Raw genomic sequence first — 26510 nt, 5'->3', positions numbered from 1 at the left:
TTCGACGCTCGATCCGAGGATCTTCCAAGGAGGTGAAATGCTCAAGAATGCTTGCTGACATGAGAAACTCCAATCGTCGTTTCTCGCTAGCATCCGTCAACTACCCGAAAAACGGAATGTTTAAACGCGCTCGCCCTGCGCGGCTGGCCGAGCGACGCAAAATTCACCCCTCTCTCGGTATATACTGACGCACCGGCCACGTTCGTTTCGCCCGGCTCCGACCGCGGCACGCGATCCTGATCGCCGACCCACACCCTTGAATCCTCATTTCGCTATCCCCCTGGAGCTTGACCCCTCGTGATCGAGACACTTCGCAATATCGCTATCATCGCCCATGTCGATCATGGAAAAACCACGCTGGTGGACAAGCTCTTGCAGCAATCCGGCACCCTCGGCGACCGTTTCGGTCCGGTCGAGCGGGTGATGGACTCCAACGCGCTGGAGAAGGAGCGCGGCATCACCATCCTCTCCAAGAACACCGCAATCCGCTGGAACGACTACCGCATCAACATCGTCGACACCCCCGGCCATGCCGATTTCGGCGGCGAGGTGGAGCGCGTGCTGTCGATGGTCGACTCGGTGCTGCTGCTGGTCGACGCGCAGGAAGGCCCGATGCCGCAGACGCGTTTCGTGACCAGTAAGGCGTTCGAGCACGGGCTGCGTCCGATCGTGGTCATCAACAAGATTGACCGCCCCGGCGCGCGTCCCGACTGGGTGATCGATCAGGTGTTCGAGCTATTCGACCGGCTCGGCGCGACCGATGAGCAGTTGGATTTCCCGATCGTCTACGCCTCGGCCATCAACGGCTACGCCGGGCTTGAGGACACCGTCAGCGGGGGCGACATGACGCCGCTGTTCGAGGCCATCATCCAGCATTGCCCGGCCCCCGAGGTCGACCCGGATTCGCCGTTCCAGATGCAGGTCTCGACGCTGAATTACAGCTCCTTCGTCGGCGCGATCGCGGTCGGGCGTATCCGTCACGGCAGCGTGCGGCCCAATCAGCAAATCGTGGTCATCAAAAACGACGGCACGCGCTACAAGGCCAAGATCGGCCTGGTCTATGGCTATCTGGGTCTGGAGCGTTACGAGGTGCCGTCCGCCTCGGCGGGCGATATCGTGGCCCTGACCGGCATCGAAGCGCCCAATGTCTCCGATACGCTCTGTCATCCGGAGCATGTGTACGCCCTGCCGCCGCTGACCGTCGACGAACCGACCGTGACCATGACCTTCCAGGTCAACACCTCGCCCTTCTGCGGTCGCGACGGTAAATATCTGACCTCGCGTCAGATCAAGGATCGGCTGGAGCGCGAACTCATCCATAACGTCGCGCTGCGGGTCGAGGAAGGCAACGATCCCGAAAAATTCCGCGTCTCCGGGCGCGGCGAGTTGCATCTGTCGATCCTGCTGGAGAACATGCGCCGGGAAGGCTACGAGATGGCCGTCTCGCGTCCCGAGGTCATTTTCCGCGAGATCGACGGCAAGATCTGCGAGCCCTATGAGCAGCTCACGGTCGATCTCGACGAAACCTCGCAGGGCGCCATCATGCAGGCGCTCGGCGAGCGGCGCGGCGAACTCAAGGACATGGTCCCGGACGGACGGGGCCGGGTGCGGCTCGACTACGAGATCCCCTCGCGCGGGTTGATCGGCTTCCAGACCGAGTTCATGTCGCTAACCTCGGGCACCGGGCTCAAGTATCATGTCTTCGACCGTTATCGTCCGGCCAACATGGGCGGCATCGCCCCCCGGCGCAACGGCGCGCTCATCTCCAACGGCACCGGCAAGGCGCTCGGGTATGCGCTTTTCGCCCTTCAGGAGCGCGGTCGCATGATGGTCTCGCCCAGCGACGAGGTGTACGAGGGGCAGGTGGTCGGTATCCATTCGCGCGACAACGACCTCACCGTCAATCCGCTCAAGGCCAAGCAGTTGACCAACATCCGCGCCGCCGGCACGGACGAGAACATCCTGCTCACGCCGCCGATCAAGTTCACCCTGGAACAGGCGCTGGAATTCATCGAGGACGACGAACTGGTCGAGATCACGCCCAAGTTCATTCGGGTCCGCAAGCGTCATCTCACCGAGAACGAGCGCAAGCGGGCGAGTCGGGGCGGGTGAGGCGCCGTTGTCAGTGAGGGATGGATGCGGTCTTGCGCCGCGTCTGACGCCAGAGTCTCAACGCAAATTCGCGAGGCGCGTGAGGCGGTCGTCGGCAATGCGATTGCGGAATGGCCGCCGATCATGCGCCTACGGCGAAAAGTACGGCTCGTCCTGAATGGCGGTCAAACACTCGTCCAGCGACAGATTGGAATGAACCGTGATCCACTCGCCCGTGTGACGTAGGAAGGCGAGATTGAAACGTTGTTCGTCCAGATATTCCAGACGGGCAAATTTGATTTCAAAATCAGGAGACAGCGCATTTGGATTGGCGACGCAGTACTTCGCACAGAAGTAAAAGTAATGCCGATACCACTTGGTGTAGAGGTCGACGAGGTAATTGAAACGACAATCCTTCGGCGGTGGTTTGAGATGGAGCGGTTTCAGCGTTGTCTCGACGAGTTGGTCGGCCCGCTGCTGGATGTCGGCCTTGAGATTGGCAGGCACCTTGGGAGGCGTTGGTTTCGGGGGACGATAGACCCACATTTTCGGTGTTTTCTTTGCCATGATCCGATCGCTCGATAATGATTGTGCTTCGATTTTCCAGAAAAAAACTTGGCCGTCCACCGGCGCGAGACGATTCCATGCCTTTACACGACCAGATTGACCGCTGATCACCGAATGGACACCAACAGACAAGACCTTTATCCGATCACCGAGCCCTTCGCGACCCATGACTTGGTCGTGGACAACGGGCACCGTCTCTATGTCGAGGAATGCGGGCGTCCCGATGGCATCCCGGCCATTTTCCTCCACGGCGGTCCCGGCGCCGGATGCGAGGCGGCGCATCGCGGTTTCTTCGATCCCACGCGCTATCGGGCGGTGCTGTTCGATCAACGCGGTTGCGGACGCTCCACGCCCCATGCCTCGCTGACGGCCAATACCACCTGGGATCTGGTCGCCGATCTCGAACATATCCGCGAGCAGCTCGGCATCGAGCGCTGGCTGGTCTTCGGCGGTTCCTGGGGCTCGACCCTGGCCTTGGCCTATGCCGAAACCCATCCCGAGCGGGTGACGGCGCTGGTGGCGCGGGGGATCTTTCTCTGCCGGGACGCGGAGATTCGCTGGTTTTATCAGGAGGGCGCGAACTGGATCTTTCCCGATGACTGGGAGGATTATCTTGCGCCCATCCCGGCGGGCGAACGGGACGATCTGCTGATGGCCTATCACCGACGGCTCACCGGCGCGGACGAGTTGGCGCGGATGGCGGCGGCCAAGGCGTGGTCGATCTGGGAGGGACGCACCGCGACCCTGTTGGGCAACCCCGGCATCCAGGCCCATTTCGCCGATCCGCATGTTGCGCTCAGTCTGGCGCGAATCGAGTGTCACTACTTCGTCCATCGTGCCTTTCTCGAACCCGATCAGTTGCTGTTGAACGCCCGCCGCCTGGCGCCGATTCCCGGCGTCATCGTGCAGGGCCGCTACGATGCCATCTGTCCCATGCGCTCGGCCTGGGATCTCCATCGCGCCTGGCCGACGGCCGATTTTCAGGTGATCGCGGACGCGGGGCATTCGGCCTTCGAGCCGGGCATCCGCAAGGCATTGGTCGCGGCGACCGACCGTTTCGCGCGCGAACTCGGATGAGGCTGCCTCGCAACGGCGCGGAGAGCGGGCGGTGATCGGTCTTCTGCAGCGGGTGAGTCAGGCGCGAGTCGAGGTGGCGGGCGAACCGGTCGGCGCCATCGGGCGCGGTCTGCTGGTGCTGGTCGGTGTGCAGCCTGGCGATACCGAGGCGCGTGCCGAGCGACTGCTGGAACGTTTGCTGGGCTATCGCGTCTTTCCCGATGCGAATGACCGCATGAATCTGAGTCTGCGCGACATCGGCGGCGGGCTGCTGCTGGTGCCGCAATTCACCCTCGCCGCGGACACCCGCAAGGGGACGCGCGCGAGTTTTACCGCGGCCGCCGCGCCCGCCGACGGGGAACGACTCTTCGCGTATCTGGTCGGACAGGCGCGGGTCGCCCATCCGCTCGTCGCGACCGGGCGGTTCGGCGCGGAGATGCGGGTGACCCTGGTCAACGAGGGGCCGGTGACCTTCTGGCTGGAGGCTTGAACCTAAATTCGGCATTTTGAACCACAAAGGCGCAAAGGACGCAAAGAAAACCAAAACGATTCGGGTCAACATATTGCTTGTCGATTGTCTCGTCTTTCCATGATCCAAACCTAAACCGACAGCGGTTCCTCATGCGCCTAGCTTCCTGCTTTGTTCCGATCTTCGTTCCCATCGTCATCGCTTTCCTGCTCACGCTTGCTTCCGGCCAACCGCGCGCGGAAGACTCGGCGGCCCCGCCGACCGGGGATGTCTGGAGCCTGACCCGCGAGACGGCGACGGGATGGTGGGAGCAGTCCCGCGAGTACGCGGGACAGGCGCTTGAGGATGCCCGCCGTCTTCTCTCCGACGATCAGGATTTCGGGCGTGTCTGGGATGCGGCCATTCCGAAGCTCGAAGGCGCGCTGACCCTGGAGGAGCGTCAGTCGGCACTGCCCGAATCGGCTTGGTTTGGCGCCGATCAGGCGTCCAATCGCGCCGAGATCGACAAGCTGCTCGATCAGGCGGTGGATATCCTCTCGGTGTCGCCCGCGCTCCGTCATCGCGACCGCATCCAGGCGGTGCAGGCCGAGATCGAAAAGGCGCGCGCGGACATTGCCGAATACCGCCAGAAACGGGTGTCGGCGCCGACCGAGTCGACGATCGGCAAGACGGTCGCGGATTATGACCGTCTGATCGAAACCCGCGAGCGCGACATCGAGCGCTTGAGTCGAGAGGCGGACGGTGTCAAGCGGGAGTTCGCGCAAGAGCTTCGCGCCATGGGGCTCGAACTCGGCGACGAGCAGGTCGAATTCCTGCTCTCCACCGTGGTCGGCGACAATCTGGTCGATCTCGGCATCCTGTTCGACAACGTCAAGTCCATCACGCAGCAACTTGAACGGCTGGTGGCCGAGAGCGGCGAGGATCTCCAGAGCGCGCGGCGCTATTACGGTCTCTATGTCGTGCTGTTGCGGGCGCTCCAGCGCATGCATCTTCAGATCGAGGAGGCGATCGGCGAGCAATATCTGCCCCAGATCGACGGCATCGTCGCCCAGGCGCAGGCGCTCTCCGGCGAGACCCGGCGCCTGCTGCATGTCTCGCCCGACAAGCAGGCGTTGCTGACCTCCAACCTGGAGGCGCAACAACTCACCATCGAGGCCGCCAGGGTCTATCGCCAGTATCTCGACGAGCAGGCCAGACAGGTACTCAAGGCACGGCAGGAACTGGATCGGGACATCGACGCCGCCTGGAACACCTACGAAACGGTGCGGGTCTCCGGGGAGTTGGTCGGTCTGGTCAAATCCAGTCAGCAGTTGCTGGAGAGCTTGATGAATCGCCAGATCCCGACGCTGCGTCCCTTCGAGAATCTGGAGATGCAGCGCGAGTTTCAGAAGTTGACCCAGCAGTTGCGTGGGCCAGCGGGGCGTTAGGCCGCGTTTGGCATACGCGCCTTAAGGCCGATAGGGATAAGGATCGGCTTGACCCAGCGGGACATATCCGAAGACGATCTCGCCCTGGGTGCCGTCGTCGAGCGCCAGTTTGCCGATGCCGTTGCGTCCGTCGCTGTCCCGAATGATGTCGGCCCAGCCGCTGCGGCCATCGTCGCAATAAACATCGTAGATCGCGTCCGGCGATCCCGCGAAGGCGCTATAGCTGCCGCGGCAGCCGTTGCGACCGTTGGACACGCGGAAACTTGCCTGGGAAATATCGGACTGGTAGTGGCCTAGGTAGACATCTTTTTCCATCATGACCGCGAAGGGGCCGGAGGTGGAGTGGCCCGGCGGTAGCGTGTCGGCCCGCGGCTGCTCGAAATAGTCGAGCACCTGGCTCAGACAGGAGGGATGGTCCTCCAGATCCAGATGCCCGCAGAGTCGCTGACCATAATCCTCGGGCGTGACCGTGGTGGCGATCCCGCCCAGGTGGCTGGGCGGAAAGAGCCCGCAGCCCCCGCACAGAATGGATAAACCGACGATGGCGACCAATCGAGACATCGACTTTCTCCGCTGAAACCTCGCCCGGCATGGCAGGTGTTGTTGGTGCATCAAGCATGACCAGGGTTCAAGTTTAGCCTGATCGCGGCTTTGGGTGTAACGCCGGATTCGCGGACGCGCACAATACAACGATTTCCGGCTACAGTTCAGGGTGGCGCGTCATGGGACGCGGCGTTCATGTCCATCATGACACGGAGTGACCCCGATGAGGTTCGATTTCCGCTTTTTACTCTCCCGCCGCGGGTCCGTCCAGAAGACCGGCATACGCGCGGGTCTCGGTCTGCTGTCCCTGTTGTTGCTGACCGCCTGCGCCAGACCGCTGGTGCTCGACGCGACCTTGCCACGGCAGGTCGCCGAACTCGGCTGTCTCAGCGAGTGTCGCGCGACACGAGAAGCCTGCAATGCGGATGCTCGTGACGAGTATCGTCAATGCCAGGCCGGCTATAGCTCATCGTTTCGTGTGTATCGCTGGTGTCTCGCGTCCGCGAGCGAGCAGGGCGAGTGCGGCTATCCCTGGTGGTCCTGCGCCGAGAATCGCTTTGGCTACTGCACGAATCGTTATCGCGCCTGCGCGAGCGCCTGTCGGCCGCCGAGCCGTTCCTGAGGGACTACGCGGACGCCCGACGCCAGATCGTGCCCTGTGGATTGTCCTCCAGCACGATCCCGGCATCGGTCAGGACGGCGCGAATCCGGTCGGCCTCGGCCCAGTTTTTCGCGGCGCGGGCGGCGATGCGCTGTTCGATCAAGTCGTCGATATCGGCATTCGCAAGCCCGCCGGACGTCGCGTCGCCGCGCAAATAGCATTCGGCGTCGTCCTGGAGGATGCCCAGCACCTCGCCCAGACGCCGCAACTCGGCACCCAGGGCCACGGCACGTTCCAGATCCTCGGAGCGCACCCGATTGATTTCGCGCGCCAGATCGAAAAGGACCGCCAGGGCTTCCGGCGTGTTGAAATCATCGTCCATGGCGGCGTTGAAGCGTTCGCTGAAGGTTTCGCCACCGGACGGAGCGACGGCGGCCAGGCCGCGCAGCGCCGTATAGAAGCGGGTCAGCGCGGCGCGCGCGTTCTGGAGATGCTCATCGTCGTAATTCAGCGGACTGCGGTACTGGCTGGTCAGGATGAAATAGCGGATCTCTTCCGGGCGATAGCGTTGCAGAATCTCGCGCACGGTGAAGAAATTGCCCAGGGATTTGGACATCTTTTCCTCGTTCACACGCACGAACCCGTTGTGCATCCAGACGTTCACGAAGGGCTCGCCGGTCGCGCCTTCAGATTGGGCAATCTCATTCTCATGGTGCGGGAACTGGAGATCCGCTCCGCCGCCATGGAGATCGAAATGGTTTCCCAATGCACAGGTGCTCATGGCCGAGCATTCGATATGCCAGCCGGGCCGCCCCGCGCCCCACGGCGAATCCCAGACCGGCTCGTCCGGTTTAGCCGCCTTCCAGAGCGCGAAATCGAGCGGATCGCGCTTGGCCTCGTCAATCTCGACCCGCGCGCCCGCGCGCAGATCCTGCGGGTTTTTGCCCGAGAGCTTGCCATAGTCCGGAAAACGGCTGACCGCATAATAGACATCGCCATTCCCGGCGACATAGGCGAATCCCTTGTCGATCAGGGTCTGGATCATCGTCAGAATCTCGCCCATGTGTCCGGTCGCGCGCGGCTCGTCGGTGGGCGGAAGAATCCCGAGCGCCTCCGAGTCCTCATGCATGGCGCGGATGAAACGCTCGGTCAGTTCCGGGAAGGGCTCGCCGTTCTCGGCCGCGCGGCGGATGATCTTGTCGTCGATATCCGTGATATTGCGGATATAGGTCACGTCGTAACCCAACGCCTTGAGATAGCGATACACCACGTCGAAGACCACCAGCACCCTCGCGTGTCCGAGGTGACAATAGTCGTAGACGGTCATGCCGCACACATACATGCGAACCTTGCCCGGTTCGATCGGCTGGAAGGTTTCTTTCTGACGGGTCAGGGTATTGTGGATCTGTAGCATCGGGGGACAGTTCTTGACGACGACTGAAAATAGAGCGCCCATGGTAACAAAGGCGGCGATTTCAGAGACAGCGATTCCTGCCTAGCATCGTTGTCAGATGTCCGTTGGCAGGAAGCCGTAATCCCCTTGGAAGCGAGGGCGTCGCTCCCTCGTTCCGGGTGTGGCTGGTCGTGTACCGATTAAACCGGGAAGGGCTTTTACGGATGCCGCAAAGTCCGTACCATGCGTGAAACCACTCAATATCCTCATAAGACGCCCGTCCATCCCGGGCGCGTGCCAGCAACATCCGGAGTAGCCGCATGATCAAATTCACCACCAGCCATGGCGATATTCTCGTCGAACTGGACGCCGAAAAGGCACCCAAAACTTGTGCTAACTTCGAGCAGTATGTCCGCGACGGTCATTATGACGGCACCATTTTCCATCGCGTCATCGATGGCTTCATGGTTCAGGGCGGCGGTATGACCCCGGATTTCAGCCCCAGGCCGACCCGCGCGCCGGTCGAGAACGAGGCGAAGAACGGTCTCAAAAATCTGACCGGAACGCTCGCGATGGCGCGCACCATGGATCCGCATTCCGCCACTTCGCAGTTTTTCATCAATGTGGCCGATAACGGTTTTCTGGACTATCCCGGCCAGGATGGCTGGGGTTACTGCGTCTTCGGGCGCGTGGTCGAAGGGATGGAGAATGTCGCGGCCATCAAGGGCATAAGCACCGGCACCCGCAATGGCCATCAGGACGTGCCGGTCGAGAATGTCGTCATCGAGAAGGCCGAGATCGTCGATTAAACCCGGAAGCGGGCGATCTGCCGTTTGAGATTCAGGGCCATGGCTTCGAGCCGATTGGCGGTGTCCGCCGTGCCCTGGATCGTGACCGTCGTGTCCTCGACCATCCGCGCAATCTGATCCACATGTCGCGCAATGGAGTTCGACGCGGCCGCCTGCTCGCGGGTGGTGTCGGCCACCTCGTGGATCCGCTTCAGGGTGTGGCTGGCGCCGTCCTCGATCATCCGCAGCGATTCGGACGCCGAATTGGCTAGGGTCACGCCGACCTCCAGTTCTGGCAGGGCTTTGTTCATCGCCTCGACCACGCCCGTGGTGTCGCTTTGAATGCCAACGATCATCTGCTCGATCTCCGTGGTCGCGGTCGAGGTGCGTTCGGCCAGTTTTCTGACTTCGTCGGCCACCACCGCGAAGCCGCGTCCCTGTTCCCCCGCGCGTGCCGCCTCGATGGCGGCGTTGAGCGCAAGCAGATTGGTCTGGCCCGCGATCCCCTTGATGACGCTGGCGATGGAGGAGATCTGGTTGGCGCGGCCTTCCAACGCGCGGATGCGATCCGAGGTGTGCGTCATGGTCATCGCGATGGTCTGAATGGCGTGGCTCGCCTGGTCGGCGCGCTCGCGTCCCTGACTGGCCAGTTCCATGGCGCCGCTGGAATCGCTCTCGGTTGCGCGGGCATTCTCGGAGATATGCGCGGAGCTGACAGTGAGCTGCTCGATGGCGGCGGCCATCGACGAGGTGGCGTCCGACTGTTGGCTGGCGGCGACAGACACTTCGTTGGAGGCGCGTTTGATCTCTTCGGCATCGCTGACGAGCGAGTCGGCTGCGCGGTCGATTTCGCTCACCAGCGCGCGCAGCGAGTCAATCATGGTGCCCAGGGAGTCTAGCAGGCTGCCCGGCGGAGGGGTGCCCACCGAGACGGCGAGATCGCCCTGCGCGACGTGCCGCATGGTCGATTGCGCCGCGCTCGGTTCCCCGCCAAGCTGAGCCAGCACGCTGTTGCCGATCAGCCATCCCAACAGACCCAGCCCGATCAGCAGCGCGCCTGAGAGACCGCCGAGGAGGATAGCGACGGTGCGATATTGTCTGTCGATGTCGTCGATATAGAGGCCGGTGCCGATGACCCAGTTCCAGGGGGCGAACAGGGCGCTATAGGACAGCTTGGGTTCGGCCTGCTGTTGTCCGGCGCGGGGGAACCGGTAATCGACGAAGCCTCCGCCCTGGCGGGCTGTCTTGACGAGTTCCTGGATCAGGAATTTCCCGTCGGTATCTTGCAGATCCTTCTTGTTCTGTCCTTCAAATTCAGGTTTGGACGGATACAGCACATAGACGTGATGGGTATCGAAGATAAAATAATAGTCGCTCTCGGCATACCGAATGTCGCGCAGACTCTCCCGCGCCGAGCGTTGCGCCTCTTCCTCGGACAGCTTCCCTTCCTGCATGAGTCGATGGTGGTAGGCCAGGATGCCGACGCCGACCTCGACCAGGTTTTGGGTCTTTTCCTTGCGGTCTTCCAGCATGTTTTCCTTCAGTTGAAACAGGGAGACGAGACTGATCGCAAGCGCGCCAAGCAGCATCAGGGCGGCCAGCAGCCGGATGCGGGTTGCGACTTTTAAACGCCTGAAAAACATAATTTCTCCATGTTTTTTTGCAATGAAGGCAGGAGCAACCGCATCCAGCGAAAGAGATTTGGCGCGAGTTCGAGAGAGCAAATGGAGAGAAGAAATCAAGTGTTCCGCAATGCGCGCATTTTATACTCTGTCCTCGCATGAAATGCGCTGTTTTCATGAGTCTCGCCGATACCGCGAAGGCCACTTACGCATCGGGAGTTTCGCTAGACTCGCGTTCTTGCCGTCCTTGGAGCCAACCTTGAGTCTCATCCACTCGTCCGCCTTCCCCGATTTTACCCGCGCGCACGTTCTGGTGGCGGGCGACCTCATGCTCGACCGCTACTGGAGCGGCGCGACCCGGCGTATTTCGCCCGAGGCGCCGGTGCCCGTGGTGCAGGTCGACCGGATTGAGGAACGCCCCGGCGGCGCGGCCAATGTCGCGCTCAATCTGGCCTCGCTCGGGGTGCGTACCTCGCTCGTCGGCGTCACCGGCGCGGACGAGGCGGCGGATCTCCTGGCCGACCGGCTCGCCGATTTGGGGATTACGGCCCGGCTGCACCGGCGCGCCGATGTGCCAACCATCACCAAGCTGCGGATTCTGAGCCACCATCAGCAGTTGATCCGGCTCGACTTCGAGCAATCGCTCGCGCCCCGCGACGGGGACGAGGATCCGCTGCCGGCGCTGATCGCGGAACGGCTCGCCGGCGTCGATCTGCTGCTGCTGTCGGACTATGCCAAGGGGACGCTGGCCAATCCGCAAGCCCTGATCGCGCGGGCCCGGATCGCGGGGATCCCGGTCCTGGTCGACCCCAAGGGGCGGGATTTCGCTCGCTATCGGGGCGCGACACTCCTCACTCCCAACCGGGGCGAGTTGGAGGAGATCGTCGGGGTCTGCGGGGACGACATGGCGCTCATCGAAAAAGGTCAGCGGCTGCGCGTCGATCTCGGTCTGGACGCGCTGCTGGTGACGCTGGGCGAGCGCGGCATGCTGCTGTTGCGTCCGTCGGCGGAGGCGCTGCATCTGCCGACCCAGGCGCGCGAGGTCTTCGACGTGACCGGCGCTGGCGATACCGTGATCGCGACCCTGGCTGCCGCGCTGGGTGCTGGGGTGGATCTCGCCGAGGCTTGCGCCCTGGCCAACTGCGCCGCGGGTCTCGCGGTCGGCAAGCTGGGGACCGCCACCGTGAGCGCGCCGGAACTGGAGCGGGCGTATCGCGGGACCGAATGGCAGACCGTCCTGGAGCCGGACGCGCTGGTCGCGGCGGTCGCGACCGCGCGCGCGCGCGGCGAACGGGTGGTGATGACCAACGGCTGTTTCGACATCCTGCACGAGGGCCATGTCGCCTATCTACAGCAGGCGCGACGTCTCGGCGACCGGCTGGTAGTCGCCGTGAACGACGACGACTCGGTGCGTCGGCTCAAGGGCGAGGGTCGACCCATCAATAGTGTCGAGCAGCGCATGGCGGTGCTGGCCGGGTTGGCCTCGGTGGACTGGGTCTGCGCCTTCGGCGGGGAGACGCCGGAGGCGCTCATCTGCCGGGTCAAGCCGGACCTCTTGGTCAAGGGCGGCGATTATCGGCCCGACGCCATCGCGGGCGCGGACTGCGTGCGCGCCAATGGGGGCGAGGTGCGGGTGCTCGATTTTTTGCCGGGGCGCTCCACCAGCCGGATCCTTGACGCGCTGCGCCAGACCCGATGACGCTCGGTGTCTATACCCTGCTGCTGCGTCTGGCGCTTCCGCTCGCGCTGGCGCGACTCTACTGGCGTGGCCTGCGTGTGCCGGCCTACCGGCGTCGCGTCGGCGAGCGACTGGCCTGGGGCGCGCCCGCGCCGCAAGCCTGGATCTGGATTCATGCCGTCTCGGTCGGCGAGGTCCAGGCCGCCGAGCCGCTGATCCGGTCGCTGCTCAAACGCGCGCCCTCCCGCCGGATTCTGGTCACCACCACCACCCCGTCCGGGGCGGCGCGGCTGCGTGCGCTGTTCGGGGACGCCGTCTCGCACCGCTATACGCCCTTCGATCTGCCCGGCATCCTGGAGCGCTTTCTCGCTCAGACGCGGCCGCGACTGACGATCGTCATGGAGACCGAGATCTGGCCGAACACGCTGTCGGTCTGTGAGCGGCGGGGGATTCCGGTGGTGCTGGCGAACGCCCGGCTGTCGGAACGCTCGGCGCGCGGCTACGCTCGGATCGCCGGTCTGACCCGGGCGACCCTGGCGCGCTTCGCGGCGATCGCCGCTCAGGCGGACGCGGACGCGCAACGTTTCATCGCCCTGGGCGCGGAGCCGCGACGGGTGAGCGTCACGGGCAGCCTCAAATTCGATCTGTGCCAGCCTGACGACCTGTCCGCGCGGGCGCGGGAGATGCGGCGGCTGTGGGGCGAAGGCCGTCCGGTCTGGGTCGCGGCCAGCACCCACGAGGGCGAGGAAGGGCCATTGCTGGAGGCGCATCGGCGCGTGCTGGCGCGGATTCCGCCTGCGCTTCTGGTGCTGGTGCCGCGTCACCCCGAGCGTTTCGAGCGAGTCGCCGCGCTGGTCGAGCGGCACGGGATGTCCATGGTCCGTCGCAGCCGTCATGCCGCCTGTCGGGACGAGACGGCGGTGTTTCTCGGCGACACCATGGGTGAGTTGCCGGTCTTTCTGGCCGCCGGGGATGCCGCCTTCATAGGTGGCAGTCTGGTGCCAACCGGCGGTCACAATCCGCTGGAAGCCGCTGCCGCGGGCGTGCCGGTGGCGACCGGACCGCACACCTTCAACTTCGCGGCGATCATGGACATGCTGGTGAGGGAAGGTGCCGCCGCGCGGATCGAGAACGCCCATGCCCTGGCCGATCTTCTGATCGACTGGCTGACGGACGCGGCACTGCGGGCGGGCATCGGCGCGCGGGGCCGACAGGCGGTGGCGCGCAACCGGGGCGCGCTGGAGCGGTTGATGAACCTGATCGAGGGGCTGATTGGGGAATCGCAAGACTCTGTCGATCCCCCTCAAGCGATTATTTGAAGAGCGACCAGATCTCGCGGAACTGTGCGTCGCTGGAATCGCCGATCCACTCGAATCCGACCGACTCGGTGCAAACGACCTGAATGCCGCACGAGCGCATGCGGTCGAGCACGTTTGCCTTATAGGACGGCTTGCGCGAGATGATGCCATCGGCGGGCACGAAGACCTGATACCCCCAGCGTTGCAGCCCGGAGACAGTCTGGGCGATGCAGATATGCGCCTCCATGCCGACGACAATCAATTGTCGGCGCTCCGGGTGCGCGGAGATATTGCGCTCGAAACCGGGTGCGGTGCAGCAGGAAAAGGCAGTCTTCTCGGTCGGGATGGCCGCCTCCGGCAGGTTGACGCCAATCGCCTCGATGATGGGGCCGAGCCCCTTGGAGTTGTGCTGGGTGGCGATGACCGGGATCCCAAGCCGTTTGGCCGCGGTGACCAGCCGGTTGATGTTGCCGACGACCAGATCCAGCTCATCCTGGGGCATGGCGGCGGCGAGACGCTCCTGGGCGTCGATGATCAGGAGTTGCGAGAATGCCCGCTGGCAAAGCGGCATCTGGGCCTGATGGGTGCTCATTGGAATGTCCTCGGATCGATTATTTTTAGAGGTTGCTCAAGCCGCGTCCGTCATTGGGATACGTCGTGACTTCCGATCGGCGCAGTGCGCCGGAACGGATGGCCGCCGGAGTCGGCGTGGCGGATTGAAGGGCGATTGAAGTGTGCGCTATTCGCCCCGCATGGATCAAGGATTACGCCAGTCGAGCATCTGTCCGCGCTGGCGTTTTTGTGTTGGTCAACGCGACGCTTTGCAATCGGCTAAACTCGTTGAGCAAGTCGGTTCTTGGGCAAGGCAACCGTGTTCATGATGAGCGCCGCCGTTGCGCGTGACCGGCCTGGCTTCTCTGATTCCATGTTCCCCCGGAGCGGACTTATTCGAGGAGTGTTTACCATGATCCTATCAACAGATGCGAAGAATGCATTGACCTTTACCTTGGTCTCTCCGCGTTATCGGCGATTTGACGCCCGGATCAGCCAGCCCGCAAGATGCGCCGTTCGGGCGAATCCTGGCTGGAGCCGGGTTTGTTGGGCATCGATCGTCTGTTTAGCGGCTTTCGCGACCTTTCCCGGGCCGGCTGTCGCCATCGATCTGAATGCAGGCCGGGTTGTGCATTATTCCTTTGATTCCTATATCTCAGGTTCCGTTCTCCGTTATGTCAGGGATGACTCCGGGCTAAATAATCACGGCATGCTAGTCAATTTCAATTCGCCTCTCATCCTGATGACGGGGCACCGTGGCAACGGCTTTTCACTACCCTTTGAACGCGCCAGAAAACAGCGGATCGACGTTGGCACGGGAACCCAGCCCTCTCTCGACTTGACCCGTTTCACCATTGCGGCCTGGATCAGGATTACCGAATCGGATACAGAGGAAAAAAACTGGGAGATCGCGGAGAAGGACTACTCCTACTGGCTCAATGTCCGCAACGGCCACGATTCCCCCAGCACCGCGTATCGACTGCGTTGCGGGGCGATCATTAATGGAGTTCAGCGCTCGGTCGATAGCGATATTCAAGTACCCCATAATGGCACCTGGGTGCATGTTGCCGGTACCTTCAGCGGGTCTTATCTTCGCGTGTATATCAACGGCGCGCGACGCGGCTCTTTAGCCGTGGCTGGCAGCGTGATCAAAAACGATTATCCTCTGGCGGTTGGGGCCAACAACAAGCCCTTCGAGAACCCAGAAGACCCGTTTCATAACTGGATGAATGGTACGATGGATGACTTTCGTCTTTATCGACGCGCGTTGACAGGCGAGGAAATTAAGGCGCTTGCCCAGCTATGAAGGCACTCACTGACGGGCTTGCGAACCTCAGTCTGGCCCGTCAGGCGCATTCATCACTGGTTGCCTGAGTATTTGGCAACGAGGCGTTTGATTTCAGGGAGATTCTTTTCGTACCAATTCTTCGTTCCATAGAATTTCGCGATCCGGACTCGATCCACATAAAAGCCCCATCCGGGCTTGCCCAGCGGTTTTTCCTCGCCCCGGTTAATCCGCTCCTTGATCCACCGGATATCCGTCGGAAAATCTTCCTCGACATAGGGATCTTGAATCGATTTGTTCTTGACGACACGGTATGCCAGCTTTTTGAATTCTTCCGAATTTTTCAGGCTGCTTTGCATTCCGGACGATTCGCTTTCCCAGAACTTGCAGAAGGGGCAATCGACGGAACTCCAATACACCAGCAAGAGTTCGGGCGGTGAAGTGGGTTGCGTTTGCGCGACTGCAGAGGGCTGAAGCCCCAGCGAGGCGATGAGCGCGAAGAGGTATCCAAGCCATTTTTTCATTTGAAAAAGTACCTTTTCGATCTGACGATAGGGTCATGATGCATTCAGAGCCGCTTCATGGTGCAGTGGCGTCCATGTATGCGCGTCGTCGATATGGTAGCCGATAACGCGAAGGGTTGCGTTGGCTCTCCGGTGCCTTATTTATAGACAGCAGTCGCCATTCGATGGCGGTCAGCCTGGCACGCAACCTTGTGCAACGGTTCGGCCTCGCCTGAACCCGCAAACGTCCTCACTGCCGCGCTTGAGCGCCGAACGGGAGCATTTATCGCTGTGGTGAAAACACGAGCCAGCATCCTGATCGCTCAGCCGCCGACACGGGTTTTCGAGTTTGTCGCGGTGGATTTTGCCAACAATTATCGCCGCTGGTCGCCCGAGGTTCAGCAGTTGACGCTCCTCACGCCAGGCCCGCTCAGGGTAGGCAGTCAGGCGCGGCAAGTTCGCCTGGACCAGGGGCGGCGCACCGATACGACCTTTCGCGTGATCGAGATGTCGCCTCCCGACCTGATCGTCTTCGCCGAGAGCGCGCGGCAATTCCGGATCGAGTATCGGATGGAGCCGGTCGCGGAGCAGACCCGGTTGACGTTCGCCTTCGACCTCGCGCGGCTGGAACTCTACATGCGTCCCTTCGAAAAATTGATTCGCATGGCTGTACAGGAAGGCGCCGAGCGCGTGGTGCATAACATCAAGGGATTGATCGAAAGGGACTTTTCACAACAATCCGGCAGCCGGACCTAAGCTTATCGGGAGCGTTGTATGGATTTTATCGTCGAGAAAGATGCGGGCACCATCCCTTATGTGCTTTCGCAGATCCTGGATACCTGCGTCAATGGCATCACCTTGTCGGATCCGGATCAGCCGGACAATCCGATCGTCTATGCCAACGCCGCCTTCGAGCTGATCACGGGGTACGAGCGCAATGAGATTCTCGGCCGCAACTGCCGCTTTCTTCGGGGGACGGACAACGATCAACCGGAACTCGCGCGGATCCGCGAGGCGATTCGCGACCAGACTCCGGTCACCGTGACCCTCAGAAATTATCGCAAGGATGGCGCCCTGTTTTTCAATCAGTTTACGATCCGTCCATTATTCGACCCCGAAGGCCACTTGATCTATTTCCTGGGAATCCAGTACGACGTGACCGAGAAGGTGCGCGCGCGCGAGGAACTGGACCGTCTCAATCGGATGCTGGTGGCCGCGGGCGTCGAACCCGCGGAGCTGGAGTCCGGCGCATGACGCCCGACCCCAACAATCCTGAAGACGTCGTTGCGACCGGGAAGTCGCAACGATGCCTTCAGTTGGTGAGCGCCTTCTGGATGGCGTCCAGATCCAGCGCCTCCAGATATTGCTCGACCGCCTTGGAATCCTGAAGCTTGCTGCCCTTGCCCTGAATCACGAGACGGTTGCCGACCATAAGGGTGATCTCGTATGCGTCGCTGTCGGCGGCATGTTCGAGCATGCCGCGATTGCCCTTGAGCGCATAGGTTTTCATGTCCTGATTTGCCTGCATCATGAAGGGCATGGACATTGCCATGGTCAGCATCGGCATCATAGGCGAGTCCGCCATCAGACTCAGGGTGACTTCCGCGCCATCCTCCCGGAAATAGCGCCGGCTCAGGGTGGTTCCGGTAATCATCGCTGCCATCCCGCCGGACTGGGATTCGCCGGCATCGGCCTGCCAGCCGGCCAGCGGCTCGGGCAGCAGCTTCAGAAGACCGGCCGTCATCTGTTCCTGAATCTTGGCGATCGCGAAATTGAGCGTCTCCACCGCCGTGCGCAGCTCGCCGGATTCATACGCCTTTTTCGCGCTCTCCAGTTGATCGGTGACGTCATCGGCCATCACCGCGCCGCTTAGGCTCAGCGCGGCGGCCAAGGCGAGGAGTGTGTCTCGGTGGGTAGTCATGCTGGCGCCCTCGGTTGTGATTGAATCAGTCGTCTATACCTCGGCGTCCGGAGCGCTTTCGCTCGCTGTCCGCAGAAGTTCGTTGACCTTCTCGACCAGCTCGCGGATCGAAAAAGGTTTTGTCATGTAGGCATCGGCCCCGAGCGCGAGCCCCTTGCTCCGTTCGACCTCGCCGCCCATGGCGGTCAGCAGCAGGATGCGGGTATCGGCGATGGCCGGATCCGCCCGCACCGCCTCCAGCACCGCGAAACCATCGAGTTTGGGCATCATGACATCTAGCACGACCAGGTCCGGTCGATGGGCTCGCGCTGCCGCCAGACCCGCCTCGCCATCACGGGCCACGCGTACCTCGTGACCCTCGCGCATCATCAGGAATTCAAGTGAGATGACGATGTTGGGCTCGTCGTCGACGATGAGAATACGCTTTTTCATGATGATGTCTTGGGATCGAAAGTCGTCACTGGGCCGGTGGTTTTGACCAATAAGATTAACACCTTTCCGGTGCGCGTTATCAGCCTGGAGCCAGCGCCGGCGGGCCGTGCCGATCATGGACATCTTTTGCGCTCTTTGCGGTTCAACGGCTGTGGTGGAGTTCCCAGCGTCTCGGCGCGCGAGGCGGGAAGCTCGAAGCAGAGGTTGGCGCCTTGCCGGGGCGCGTTTTCGGCCCAGATGCGTCCACCCAGATGGCCGACGATCTGGCGGCTGATGGGCAGTCCCAGACCGGTGCCCGCGGGTCTCGCCCCATTGACCGGGGCCTGGCGGAATTTCTCGAACACCAGATCCAGTTGGGCCTCCGGGATACCCGGTCCATTGTCGGTCACGCAGACGCGCCAGGAGGGCGTTTCGCCTGCGGCCGTCTCCGGACCCGTCGCGGGACAGAGCCGAATCTCCAATTGACCGGTTCCTTGGGGGGCGAACTTGGCGGCGTTCGACAGCAGGTTCAACAGCACCTGGATCAGGCGGTCGCGATCGCCCCAGACCGTCGCCGGTTGCGCGGGCAGATCGAGTCGGACCTGGATGCCGCGATCCGCGATCAGTTGCCCGGTGGCCGTGACCGCCTGCGCGATGACCTCCTGGAGCGTGACGGTTTCGGTGCGCCAGTCGGCATGACCGGATTCGATCTTGGCCAGATCCAGCACCTGATTGACCAGGCGCGACAGACGTTCGGTCTCGCTGACCAGGATGCCAAGGAACCGCTTGCGCTGGCTGAGATCGAGCCTCGGATCGGCCTCCAGAATCTCGGCGAAGGCGCGGATGGAGGCCAGCGGGGTGCGTAGCTCATGGGTGACCGACGAGATGAAATCGTCCTTCAGGCGGTCTAGTTCGGTCAGACGCAGATTGGCCGCCCGCAGCTCGGCGGTGGCCGCTTCCAGGGCCTGCGACTGCTGTTCCAGTTCGTGGCTGTAGGCGCGGAGCTGCGAGGCTTCGTCGAGGATCTCGAGCACCTCGTCCAGACCCAGGCTCTCCTCCGCGGTGACCGAGGCGACCATCGCCCGCGCGGAGGCGACGCCGATAGCACCGGACAGCAGGGTCTCGGCGAACGCGACCGTTTCGGCATCCGCCGGCAATCGAGCGGGCTCGGCGATCCCGCGCGTGCGCGCATGGCGGGCGAAGGCCTCGTGGGTGCGCGCGCTCCCGAGGAAGCGTTCGGTCAGCGCCATCAACTCGGCGATCTCGGCGCGGCCGCGCCAGAGCGGCACACTGGTGGGAGGACGCTGCCGCAGGGCGTCGACAAAGAGGCGCGCCTGGGTGGCCTCGACGGCGTTCGGTACGCGCAGCGAGGACACCAGCAGGAAGGCGCCGAGATTGGCGGTCAGACTCCAGAACAGGCCGTGGGTGATCTCGTTCCAGCCGACCAGTCCGAACAGGGCAAGCGGCGCCAGCAGGTCCATGCCGCCCGGCCCGGAGTCCATGAAGGCCGGCGGGAGCCAGCCGGAACGGGCAAACGAGGGTAGCAGCAGGGTATAGATCCAGACCAGGAAGCCGGCCAGGAGTCCGGCCAGCGCGCCCTCGCGGGTGCCGCCGCGCCAGTAAAGCCCGCCGATCACGGCGGGCGCGAATTGCGCGACAGCAACGAAGCTGATCAGTCCGATACTGACCAGCGCGTAGGCTTCGCCAGCAAAGCGATAGTAGAGATAGCCGAGCAGCAGGATGATGACGATGGCGCCGCGGCGGATACCGAGCAATCGCCGGCCCAGGTTGGCGGCGGGCGGCTGCCGGCGCCAGTGGCGCATCAGGGCGGGCAGCACCAGATCGTTACTGACCATGGTCGAGAGCGCGATGGTCTCCACGATCACCATCCCGGTCGCCGCCGACAGGCCGCCGATGAAAACCAGGAGCGCCAGCCAGGGTTGCGCGAAGGCGATCGGCAGGGTGAGCATGAAGGTATCGGCGTCGACCCGGCCATCCGGGAAGGTCGTCAGACCGGCGATGGCGATCGGGATCACGAACAGATTGATCAGCAGCAGATAGAGCGGAAACAGCCAGATGGCGCGGCGCAGATGGCGCTCGTCGCCGATCTCCACCACCGCGACCTGAAACTGCCGGGGCAGCAGCATGACCGCCAGCGCGGCCAGCAGCGAGATCGCGAACCAGTCCTGGAAGGGCGCGAGGCTGGGTTCCAGGAGCGGCTTGAGCCGCGCGGCAAGGCGTTCGTTCTCGACGAGATTCGGCAGTTCGGGGCCGCCTAGACCCAGGAAGCCGAGGGTGACGAACAGCCCGACCGCCAGGAAGGCGACGAGCTTGACGAGGGACTCGAAGGCAATCGCGGCGACCATTCCCTCGTGCCGCTCGCTGGCGTCCAGTTGGCGGGTGCCGAAGAGGATGGTGAAGGCCGCGAGCAGCAGGGCGACGACAAAGGCGGTGTCGCGCCACAGCGGCACGGCGGTAGGATCCGGCATCCGTACCTCGGGATAGTGCTGCAGGATGGTAAAACTCCAGTCGATCGCCTTGAGTTGCAACGCGATATAGGGCACCACGCCGATCACCGCGATGACGGTGACTAACCCGGCCAGCGCCTGACTCTTGCCATAGCGCGAGGCGATGAAGTCCGCGATCGAGGTGATGCGTTCGGACTTGCTGACCCGGACCATCTTCAGCAACAGCGAGCCCCAGAGCAGGGCGATCAGGGTCGGCCCGAGATAGATCGGCAGGAAACCCAGGCCGCTGTCGGCGGCGCGTCCGACGCTGCCGTAAAAGGTCCAGGCGGTACAATAGACGGCCAGCGAGAGCGCATAGACGGTCGGGTGTCCAGTGACGGGACGACCCCGGTCGGCGCGGCGATCCGCCCAGTAGGCGATCGCGAACAGCAATCCGAGATAGGCGAAAGAGGCGCCGACGATGAGCGGGCCGGTCATGGTCATGCCGCGTCGCTCAGTCCCCGCTCCGCGACAGGATCCAGGCGGCCAGGGCGATGAGCGCGGCCCAGGCCGTGAACAGATAGAGCGGCAGCGGCGGCACGCCCAGCCACCGGCCAGGCGTCTCGAACTGCAGCGCCAGTGGCGAAAAGAACAGCAGCAGCCCGGCGAGAAACAGGGTCAGAAGACGTTGTCGGACCAGGGTGGCGCGAGTCATGGCGGTGCGCGACAGGCGACCGGTTGGTGAGCGATTTTCGGAATGTAGCAGGAGCGACTTGAGGATGCTATGGGATTCGCGAGACGCGGGCGGCTTGTCGTGACCGCCACGACAAGCCGCGTCCCATTGCATCGTACGCGAACTGCCAGCGCGGCAAAAAGCAACTGTCATCGCCGCCGTCGGCAGGGTGCCGCATGGCGTCGATGATCCGTTTCGATCACGTTGGTTTCCAGGCGCCTTTTACCCGAAATTCAAAGATCCACGGGTTGTGGCTTGATGTTCCAGATGTGATCGGCGTATTCCGCGATCGCCCGATCGGATGAGAATTTCCCCATCCGCGCGACATTCAGGATCGACATCCGGTCCCAATTCGACGGGTTGCGCCAAGCTTCGCTGACCCGCTCCTGACACTCCAGATAGGCGCGATAATCGGCCAGCACCATGAAGGGATCGTGGTTGATGAGATGGTCGGTCAAGGGGCGGAAAAGATTGGTATCGCCGTGGGAAAAGAGCCCGGAATTGATCAGGTCGATATCCGACTTGAGTTCATGATCGCCGTGGTAATAATCCCAGGGCCGATACCCTTCGATCTGTTTTTGGTGGACTTCCGCGGCATTCATGCCGAAGAGGAAGAAATTGTCCGCGCCCACTTCCTCGCGAATCTCGACATTAGCTCCATCCAGGGTGCCGATGGTCAGCGCGCCGTTCATCGAGAACTTCATGTTGCCGGTGCCCGATGCCTCCTTGCCCGCCAGCGAGATCTGCTCGGAGAGGTTGGCGGCAGGATAGAGACGTTGTCCGTTCTTGACGTTGAAGTCGGGCATGAAGGCGACCCGGATGAAGCCGTTGACCTGGGGGTCGTGGTTGATGACCTCGGCAACCGAGTTGATGAGCTTGATGATCAGCTTGGCCAGGTAATACCCCGGAGCGGCCTTGCCGCCGAAGATGAAGACGCGCGGGACGAAATCCTGGTTTGGATTGAGTTTGATGCGCTGATAGAAGCGGACAATGTGCAGAAGATTGAGGTGCTGACGCTTGTACTCGTGCAGCCGCTTGGCCTGGACATCGAACAGGGCCTGGGGATCCAGCGCGACCCCGGCATTGCGTTCCAGCCAGGCAGCCAGATCCTGTTTGGCGGCGGTTTTCACCCGGCGCCAGCGCGTCTGGAGGTCGGGGTCGTCGGCATGCCGTTCGAGTTCGCGCAGACAGCTCAGATCGCGGATCCAGCGATCGTTGCCGCAGGTTTCGGTGATCAGATCGGACAGGCGCGGGTTGCTGACCACGACGAAGCGCCTTGGCGTCACCCCATTGGTGACATTATGGAATTTCTCCGGCCAGAGGTCGAAGAAGTCCTTGAGAATGGTCGTCTTGACGAGTTCCGAATGCAGGGCCGCCACGCCGTTGACCGCATGGCTGCCCACTACCGCCAGGTTAGCCATACGGATACGGCGATGGTCGCCCTCCGCGATCAGCGACATGCGCGCGACCCGCTCCTCGTCGCACAGAAAATGCACCCGGACCTCGTCGAGAAAACGACGGTTGATCTCGTAGACGATTTCCAGGTGGCGCGGCAGCAGTCGCTCGAACAGACGGACCGACCAGGTTTCCAGCGCCTCGGGTAGCAGGGTGTGGTTGGTGTAACAGAAGGTGTTGCGAGTGATGTCCCAGGCCTGTTCCCAGGGTATGTCGTGGTCGTCCATGAACAGCCGCATGAGCTCGGCCACGGCGAGCGCCGGATGGGTGTCGTTGAGCTGGGCGGCGAACTTGTCGGCAAAGGACTCCAGCGGTCCGACCGTATTCAGATGCAGCCGGATCATGTCCTGCATCGAGCAGGAGACGAAAAAGTACTGCTGCTTCAGGCGCAACTCCTTGCCGGCCTCGGGTTCGTCGTTCGGGTAGAGCACCTTGGAGATGGTTTCCGCCTCGATCTTGGCATGCACGGCACCGTAATAGTCACCGACGTTGAAGGCTTGAAAATCGAACGACTGCGATGCCTCGGCCTTCCAGAGCCGGAGCAGATTGACGTTGCCAACCCCGTACCCGAGGATCGGCGTGTCATAGGCCATCCCGCTGATTTCCAGTTCAGGCACCCAGCGCGCGCGGGTTTGACCATCATGATTGCGATATTGCTCGGTATGTCCGCCGTACAGTACCGGGAAACAGATCTTCGGACGCGGGATCTCCCAGGGATTGCCGTTGCGCAGCCAGGTGTCGCTCTTCTCCACCTGCCAGCCGTTCTCGATGACCTGATCGAAGATGCCGAATTCATACCGGATGCCGTAGCCGATAGTGGGGATTCCAAGAGTGGACAACGAGTCCATGAAACAGGCCGCCAGCCGACCCAGACCGCCGTTACCCAGGCCCGGCTCCTCTTCCTCCTCCAGGATGGCGTCGAAGTCCAGATCCAACTCCTCGCTAGCCTCGCGGGCAATCTCGGTGATCCCGAGATTGACCAGATTGTTGGCCAGATGCGGCCCCAGCAGAAATTCGGCGGACAGATAACAGACCGTGCGCGCATGGCTGGTCTTGTAAATCTGCGCGGACTTGACCCAGCGCGCCAGCAGGCGGTCGCGCGCCGTGAAGGCCGCGGCCATGTAGAGATCGTGCGGCGTCGCCACTTCCCGAAAGCGGCCCTGAATATAAAAAAGGTTATCGATATACGCCTGCTTGAAGGCTGTTTTGGACATCCCCGTGCGGGTATGTTCGCGGGCCGGAGACAGGGGTTCGGAGGGTTGCGCCTGGGTCATGGTGACGTCTCGTAATGAATCGCTTGAATTGCGTCTACATCTAGCGGCAGGGGATTTTACCAACCCCGCCGATCGCTCGAAACGACTCATGTCACGCTAGACGCGATTTAGAAAGGCCAGGTCCAGTCATCCACGTCCGGTTTGTCGATCCCGTGCTCATAGGCGTACTGGCGGCACTCGATCTGACGATCGCGCAGTTTTTCCTTGGCATGCGCGCCGGCGACCTGAAGGCGGGGCACCCGGTTGATGACGTCGATCGCCAGACTGAAGCGATCGATCTCGTTGCTGATCGCCAGTTCCAGCGGGGTGTTGATATTGCCCTTTTCCTTGTAACCGCGCACATGCAGATTCTTGTGATTGGTGCGCCGATAGGCCAGACGGTGGATCAGCCAGGGATAGCCGTGGAAGTTGAAGATGACCGGCTTGTCCTTGGTGAAGAGGCTGTCGAAGTCCGCGTCGGTGAGCCCATGCGGATGCTCGCCGGCGGGCTGGAGTTTGAACAGATCCACCACGTTGATGAAGCGAATCTTGATGTCCTCGAAATGCTCGCGTAGCAGCGCCGTGGCGGCCAGCGCCTCCTTGGTCGGGATGTCGCCGCAGCCGGCCAGCACCGCGTCCGGCTCGCTGCCCTGGTCGTTGCTCGCCCAGTCCCAGATGCCGATGCCCTTGGTGCAGTGCTTGATGGCGGCGTCCATGTCCAGATACTGGAGATGGTTCTGCTTGTCGCAGACGATGACGTTGATGTCGTCGCGGCTGTTGAGACAATGGTTGACGGTCGAGAGCAGGGTGTTGACGTCCGGGGGCAGATAGATACGGGTGACCTCGGGGTTTTTGTTGACCACGACATCCAGAAAGCCCGGATCCTGATGGGTAAAGCCGTTGTGGTCCTGACGCCAGACGGTGGAGGTGATCAGCAGATTCAGCGAGGAGATGCGCGCCCGCCAGGGGATCTCCTCGCAGATCGCCAGCCACTTGGCGTGCTGGTTGTACATGCTGTCGATGACGTGGACGAAGGCTTCGTAGGTGGCGAAGAAGCCGTGGCGTCCGGTCAGGACATAGCCCTCGTACCAGCCCTCCAGGGTGTGCTCGGAGAGCATCTCCAGCACCCGCCCGTCGGGGGAGAGTTCGCCGCCGTCGGCATCCTCGGGCAGGTAATCGCACAGCCAGAGCTTCTTGCTGACCTCATAGACCGCGTCCAGCTTGTTCGAGCTGTTCTCGTCCGGACCGAAGACCCGGAAGTTGTCCATGTTTTTCGCCATGATGTCGCGCAGCAACGCGCCGGTCGGCTTGGTATTGAAGGCGCGCGTGGTGCCGGGCTTGTCGAGCGCGAGCGCATAGTCGCGGAAGTCCGGCAGGCGCAGCGCCCGGCGCAGCAGTCCGCCGTTGGCGTGCGGACTGGCGCTCATGCGCAGGGTGCCTTGCGGGGCCAGTTCGCGGAGTTCCGGAATCAGCCGCCCCGTTTCGTCGAAGAGGTCCTCCGGTCGGTAGCTGCGCATCCAGTCTTCGAGCTGTTGCAGATGCGCCGGGTTGTTGTGCATCCCGGACAGCGGCACCTGATGCGCGCGCCAGAAGCCTTCGACCTTGTGGCCGTCGACCTCGGCCGGTCCGGTCCAGCCCTTGGGGGTGCGCAGCACGATCATCGGCCAATGACAGCGGGTCGCCTGTCCGCTGGCGCGGGCCTGTTGCTGGAAGGCGCGGATCTCGGCGTGACAGGCGTCCATCGTCGCGGCCATGGTCTGGTGCATGACCAGGGGATCGTCGCCCTCGACAAAATGCGGCATCCAGCCATAGCCGCGCATCAGATCGGCGAGTTCTTCGTTCGGGATCCGCGAGAGCAGGGTCGGATTGTTGATCTTGTAGCCGTTGAGATGCAGGATCGGCAGCACGGCGCCGTCGCGGATGGGGTTCAGGAACTTGCTCGAATGCCAGGAGGTCGCGAGCGGGCCGGTCTCGGCCTCGCCGTCGCCCACGGCGACCGCCACCAGCAGATCCGGATTATCGAAGGCGGCGCCGAAGGCATGGGAGATGGAATAACCCAACTCGCCGCCCTCGTGGATGGATCCGGGGGTTTCGGGCGTGCAATGCGAACCGATCCCGCCGGGGAAGGAGAATTGCTTGAAGAAGGCTTTCATGCCTTCCTCGTCCTCGCTTTTGTTGGGATAGATCTCGGAATAGGTGCCTTCCAGATAGACCGGGGCCAGCACGCCCGGCGCGCCGTGGCCGGGGCCGGCGAGGAAGATCGCCGACTGATCGTGCGCCTGGATGATCCGATTCAGATGCACGTACATGAAGGAGAGCCCAGGACTCGCGCCCCAATGGCCGAGCAACCGACTCTTCAGATGCGCCTCCTGCAGCGGCTCCTTGAGCAGCGGGTTATCGCGCAGATAGATCATGCC

At 62.5% G+C, this 26510-nt stretch carries 23 protein-coding genes; 11 read left to right on the top strand and 12 right to left on the bottom strand.

The window, feature by feature from the left end:
* Nucleotides 1-297: 297 nt before the first annotated feature.
* A complete protein-coding gene (gene typA, locus QZY07_RS24945; RefSeq protein WP_295408747.1) occupies nt 298-2112 on the top strand; it encodes a translational GTPase TypA in 1815 nt (604 codons plus the stop codon).
* 129 nt (nt 2113-2241) lie between these two features.
* On the opposite strand, the gene QZY07_RS24940 is transcribed toward typA, so the two are convergent.
* On the bottom strand, nt 2242-2790 hold the full coding sequence (locus QZY07_RS24940) for a hypothetical protein (RefSeq protein ID WP_295408745.1): 549 nt from the start codon (nt 2788-2790) through the stop codon (nt 2242-2244).
* On the opposite strand from QZY07_RS24940, the gene pip reads away from it, so the two are divergent.
* From pip to QZY07_RS24925, 3 genes are all read left to right on the top strand, one after another.
* The gene (gene pip / locus QZY07_RS24935) at nt 2773-3735 is read left to right on the top strand and encodes a prolyl aminopeptidase (RefSeq protein ID WP_295408744.1); all 963 of its coding nucleotides are present in this window, start codon (nt 2773-2775) and stop codon (nt 3733-3735) included. The two genes, QZY07_RS24940 and pip, sit on opposite strands and share 18 nt — an antisense overlap.
* A 31-nt stretch (nt 3736-3766) precedes the next feature.
* The gene (gene dtd / locus QZY07_RS24930) at nt 3767-4204 is read left to right on the top strand and encodes a D-aminoacyl-tRNA deacylase (protein ID WP_295408742.1); all 438 of its coding nucleotides are present in this window, start codon (nt 3767-3769) and stop codon (nt 4202-4204) included.
* A gap of 131 nt (nt 4205-4335) precedes the next feature.
* Nucleotides 4336-5610 (top strand): hypothetical protein, encoded by a 1275-nt coding sequence (locus tag QZY07_RS24925; protein WP_295408741.1) that lies wholly within the window; start codon nt 4336-4338, stop codon nt 5608-5610.
* Nucleotides 5611-5631: 21 nt separating this feature from the next.
* Here the strand turns inward: QZY07_RS24925 and QZY07_RS24920 are convergent, their stop codons facing one another.
* Nucleotides 5632-6171: a hypothetical protein gene (locus QZY07_RS24920; protein ID WP_295408739.1), complete on the bottom strand. Its 540-nt coding sequence runs from the start codon at nt 6169-6171 to the stop codon at nt 5632-5634.
* A gap of 205 nt (nt 6172-6376) precedes the next feature.
* Between QZY07_RS24920 and QZY07_RS24915 the strand changes: the two genes are divergently transcribed.
* Nucleotides 6377-6775: a hypothetical protein gene (locus tag QZY07_RS24915; protein ID WP_295408737.1), complete on the top strand. Its 399-nt coding sequence runs from the start codon at nt 6377-6379 to the stop codon at nt 6773-6775.
* A 4-nt stretch (nt 6776-6779) separates the two neighbouring features.
* Here QZY07_RS24915 and cysS read toward each other — a convergent pair whose 3' ends face one another.
* Nucleotides 6780-8168 (bottom strand): cysteine--tRNA ligase, encoded by a 1389-nt coding sequence (gene cysS, locus QZY07_RS24910; protein WP_295408736.1) that lies wholly within the window; start codon nt 8166-8168, stop codon nt 6780-6782.
* Nucleotides 8169-8467: 299 nt separating this feature from the next.
* Between cysS and QZY07_RS24905 the strand changes: the two genes are divergently transcribed.
* Nucleotides 8468-8956, top strand: coding sequence for a peptidylprolyl isomerase (locus QZY07_RS24905; protein WP_295408734.1), 489 nt, complete (start codon nt 8468-8470; stop codon nt 8954-8956).
* On the opposite strand, the gene QZY07_RS24900 is transcribed toward QZY07_RS24905, so the two are convergent.
* Nucleotides 8953-10578 carry a methyl-accepting chemotaxis protein gene (locus QZY07_RS24900; protein ID WP_295408732.1) on the bottom strand — a complete coding sequence of 542 codons (1626 nt, stop codon included), beginning with the start codon at nt 10576-10578 and terminating at the stop codon, nt 8953-8955. The genes QZY07_RS24905 and QZY07_RS24900 overlap by 4 nt on opposite strands.
* Nucleotides 10579-10816: 238 nt before the next feature.
* On the opposite strand from QZY07_RS24900, the gene hldE reads away from it, so the two are divergent.
* Both hldE and waaA read left to right on the top strand, forming a co-directional pair.
* Nucleotides 10817-12256, top strand: a complete 1440-nt coding sequence (gene hldE, locus QZY07_RS24895; protein WP_295408730.1) for a bifunctional D-glycero-beta-D-manno-heptose-7-phosphate kinase/D-glycero-beta-D-manno-heptose 1-phosphate adenylyltransferase HldE — start codon at nt 10817-10819, stop codon at nt 12254-12256.
* Complete coding sequence (waaA, locus tag QZY07_RS24890; RefSeq protein WP_295408728.1) at nt 12253-13554, top strand: lipid IV(A) 3-deoxy-D-manno-octulosonic acid transferase; 1302 nt, start codon at nt 12253-12255, stop codon at nt 13552-13554. The genes hldE and waaA overlap by 4 nt, the downstream gene beginning before the upstream one ends.
* On the opposite strand, the gene QZY07_RS24885 is transcribed toward waaA, so the two are convergent.
* Complete coding sequence (locus tag QZY07_RS24885) at nt 13547-14125, bottom strand: isochorismatase family protein (RefSeq protein ID WP_295408726.1); 579 nt, start codon at nt 14123-14125, stop codon at nt 13547-13549. The two genes, waaA and QZY07_RS24885, sit on opposite strands and share 8 nt — an antisense overlap.
* Nucleotides 14126-14389: 264 nt before the next feature.
* On the opposite strand from QZY07_RS24885, the gene QZY07_RS24880 reads away from it, so the two are divergent.
* Nucleotides 14390-15391, top strand: coding sequence for a LamG domain-containing protein (locus QZY07_RS24880; RefSeq protein WP_295408724.1), 1002 nt, complete (start codon nt 14390-14392; stop codon nt 15389-15391).
* Between the two features lie 53 nt (nt 15392-15444).
* Here QZY07_RS24880 and QZY07_RS24875 read toward each other — a convergent pair whose 3' ends face one another.
* Complete coding sequence (locus QZY07_RS24875; protein ID WP_295408723.1) at nt 15445-15894, bottom strand: hypothetical protein; 450 nt, start codon at nt 15892-15894, stop codon at nt 15445-15447.
* Nucleotides 15895-16167: 273 nt separating this feature from the next.
* Here QZY07_RS24875 and QZY07_RS24870 point away from each other — a divergent pair, with 273 nt between their 5' ends.
* Together QZY07_RS24870 and QZY07_RS24865 are read left to right on the top strand one after the other, a co-directional pair.
* On the top strand, nt 16168-16629 hold the full coding sequence (locus QZY07_RS24870; protein WP_363184828.1) for an SRPBCC family protein: 462 nt from the start codon (nt 16168-16170) through the stop codon (nt 16627-16629).
* A gap of 18 nt (nt 16630-16647) precedes the next feature.
* Nucleotides 16648-17127, top strand: coding sequence for a PAS domain-containing protein (locus QZY07_RS24865; RefSeq protein ID WP_295408719.1), 480 nt, complete (start codon nt 16648-16650; stop codon nt 17125-17127).
* A gap of 58 nt (nt 17128-17185) precedes the next feature.
* On the opposite strand, the gene QZY07_RS24860 is transcribed toward QZY07_RS24865, so the two are convergent.
* The 6 genes from QZY07_RS24860 to QZY07_RS24835 form a co-directional block, all read right to left on the bottom strand.
* Nucleotides 17186-17794 carry a hypothetical protein gene (locus QZY07_RS24860; RefSeq protein WP_295408717.1) on the bottom strand — a complete coding sequence of 203 codons (609 nt, stop codon included), beginning with the start codon at nt 17792-17794 and terminating at the stop codon, nt 17186-17188.
* Nucleotides 17795-17827: 33 nt separating this feature from the next.
* Nucleotides 17828-18226, bottom strand: coding sequence for a response regulator (locus QZY07_RS24855; protein WP_295408715.1), 399 nt, complete (start codon nt 18224-18226; stop codon nt 17828-17830).
* 113 nt (nt 18227-18339) lie between these two features.
* Nucleotides 18340-21156, bottom strand: a complete 2817-nt coding sequence (locus QZY07_RS24850) for an ATP-binding protein (protein WP_295408713.1) — start codon at nt 21154-21156, stop codon at nt 18340-18342.
* Nucleotides 21157-21166: 10 nt separating this feature from the next.
* On the bottom strand, nt 21167-21367 hold the full coding sequence (locus QZY07_RS24845) for a hypothetical protein (RefSeq protein WP_295408711.1): 201 nt from the start codon (nt 21365-21367) through the stop codon (nt 21167-21169).
* A 251-nt stretch (nt 21368-21618) separates the two neighbouring features.
* A complete protein-coding gene (locus tag QZY07_RS24840; RefSeq protein ID WP_295408709.1) occupies nt 21619-24114 on the bottom strand; it encodes a glycogen/starch/alpha-glucan phosphorylase in 2496 nt (831 codons plus the stop codon).
* Nucleotides 24115-24221: 107 nt separating this feature from the next.
* Nucleotides 24222-26510 (bottom strand): phosphoketolase family protein (locus QZY07_RS24835; protein ID WP_295408708.1); only part of this gene is annotated, 2289 nt, incomplete at its 5' end.

It is taken from the genome of uncultured Thiocystis sp., from assembly GCF_903866365.1.
GTDB lineage: Bacteria > Pseudomonadota > Gammaproteobacteria > Chromatiales > Chromatiaceae > Chromatium.
The sequence above is the reverse complement of the archived record's forward strand: the minus strand, read 5'-3'. Positions and strand labels throughout refer to the sequence as shown.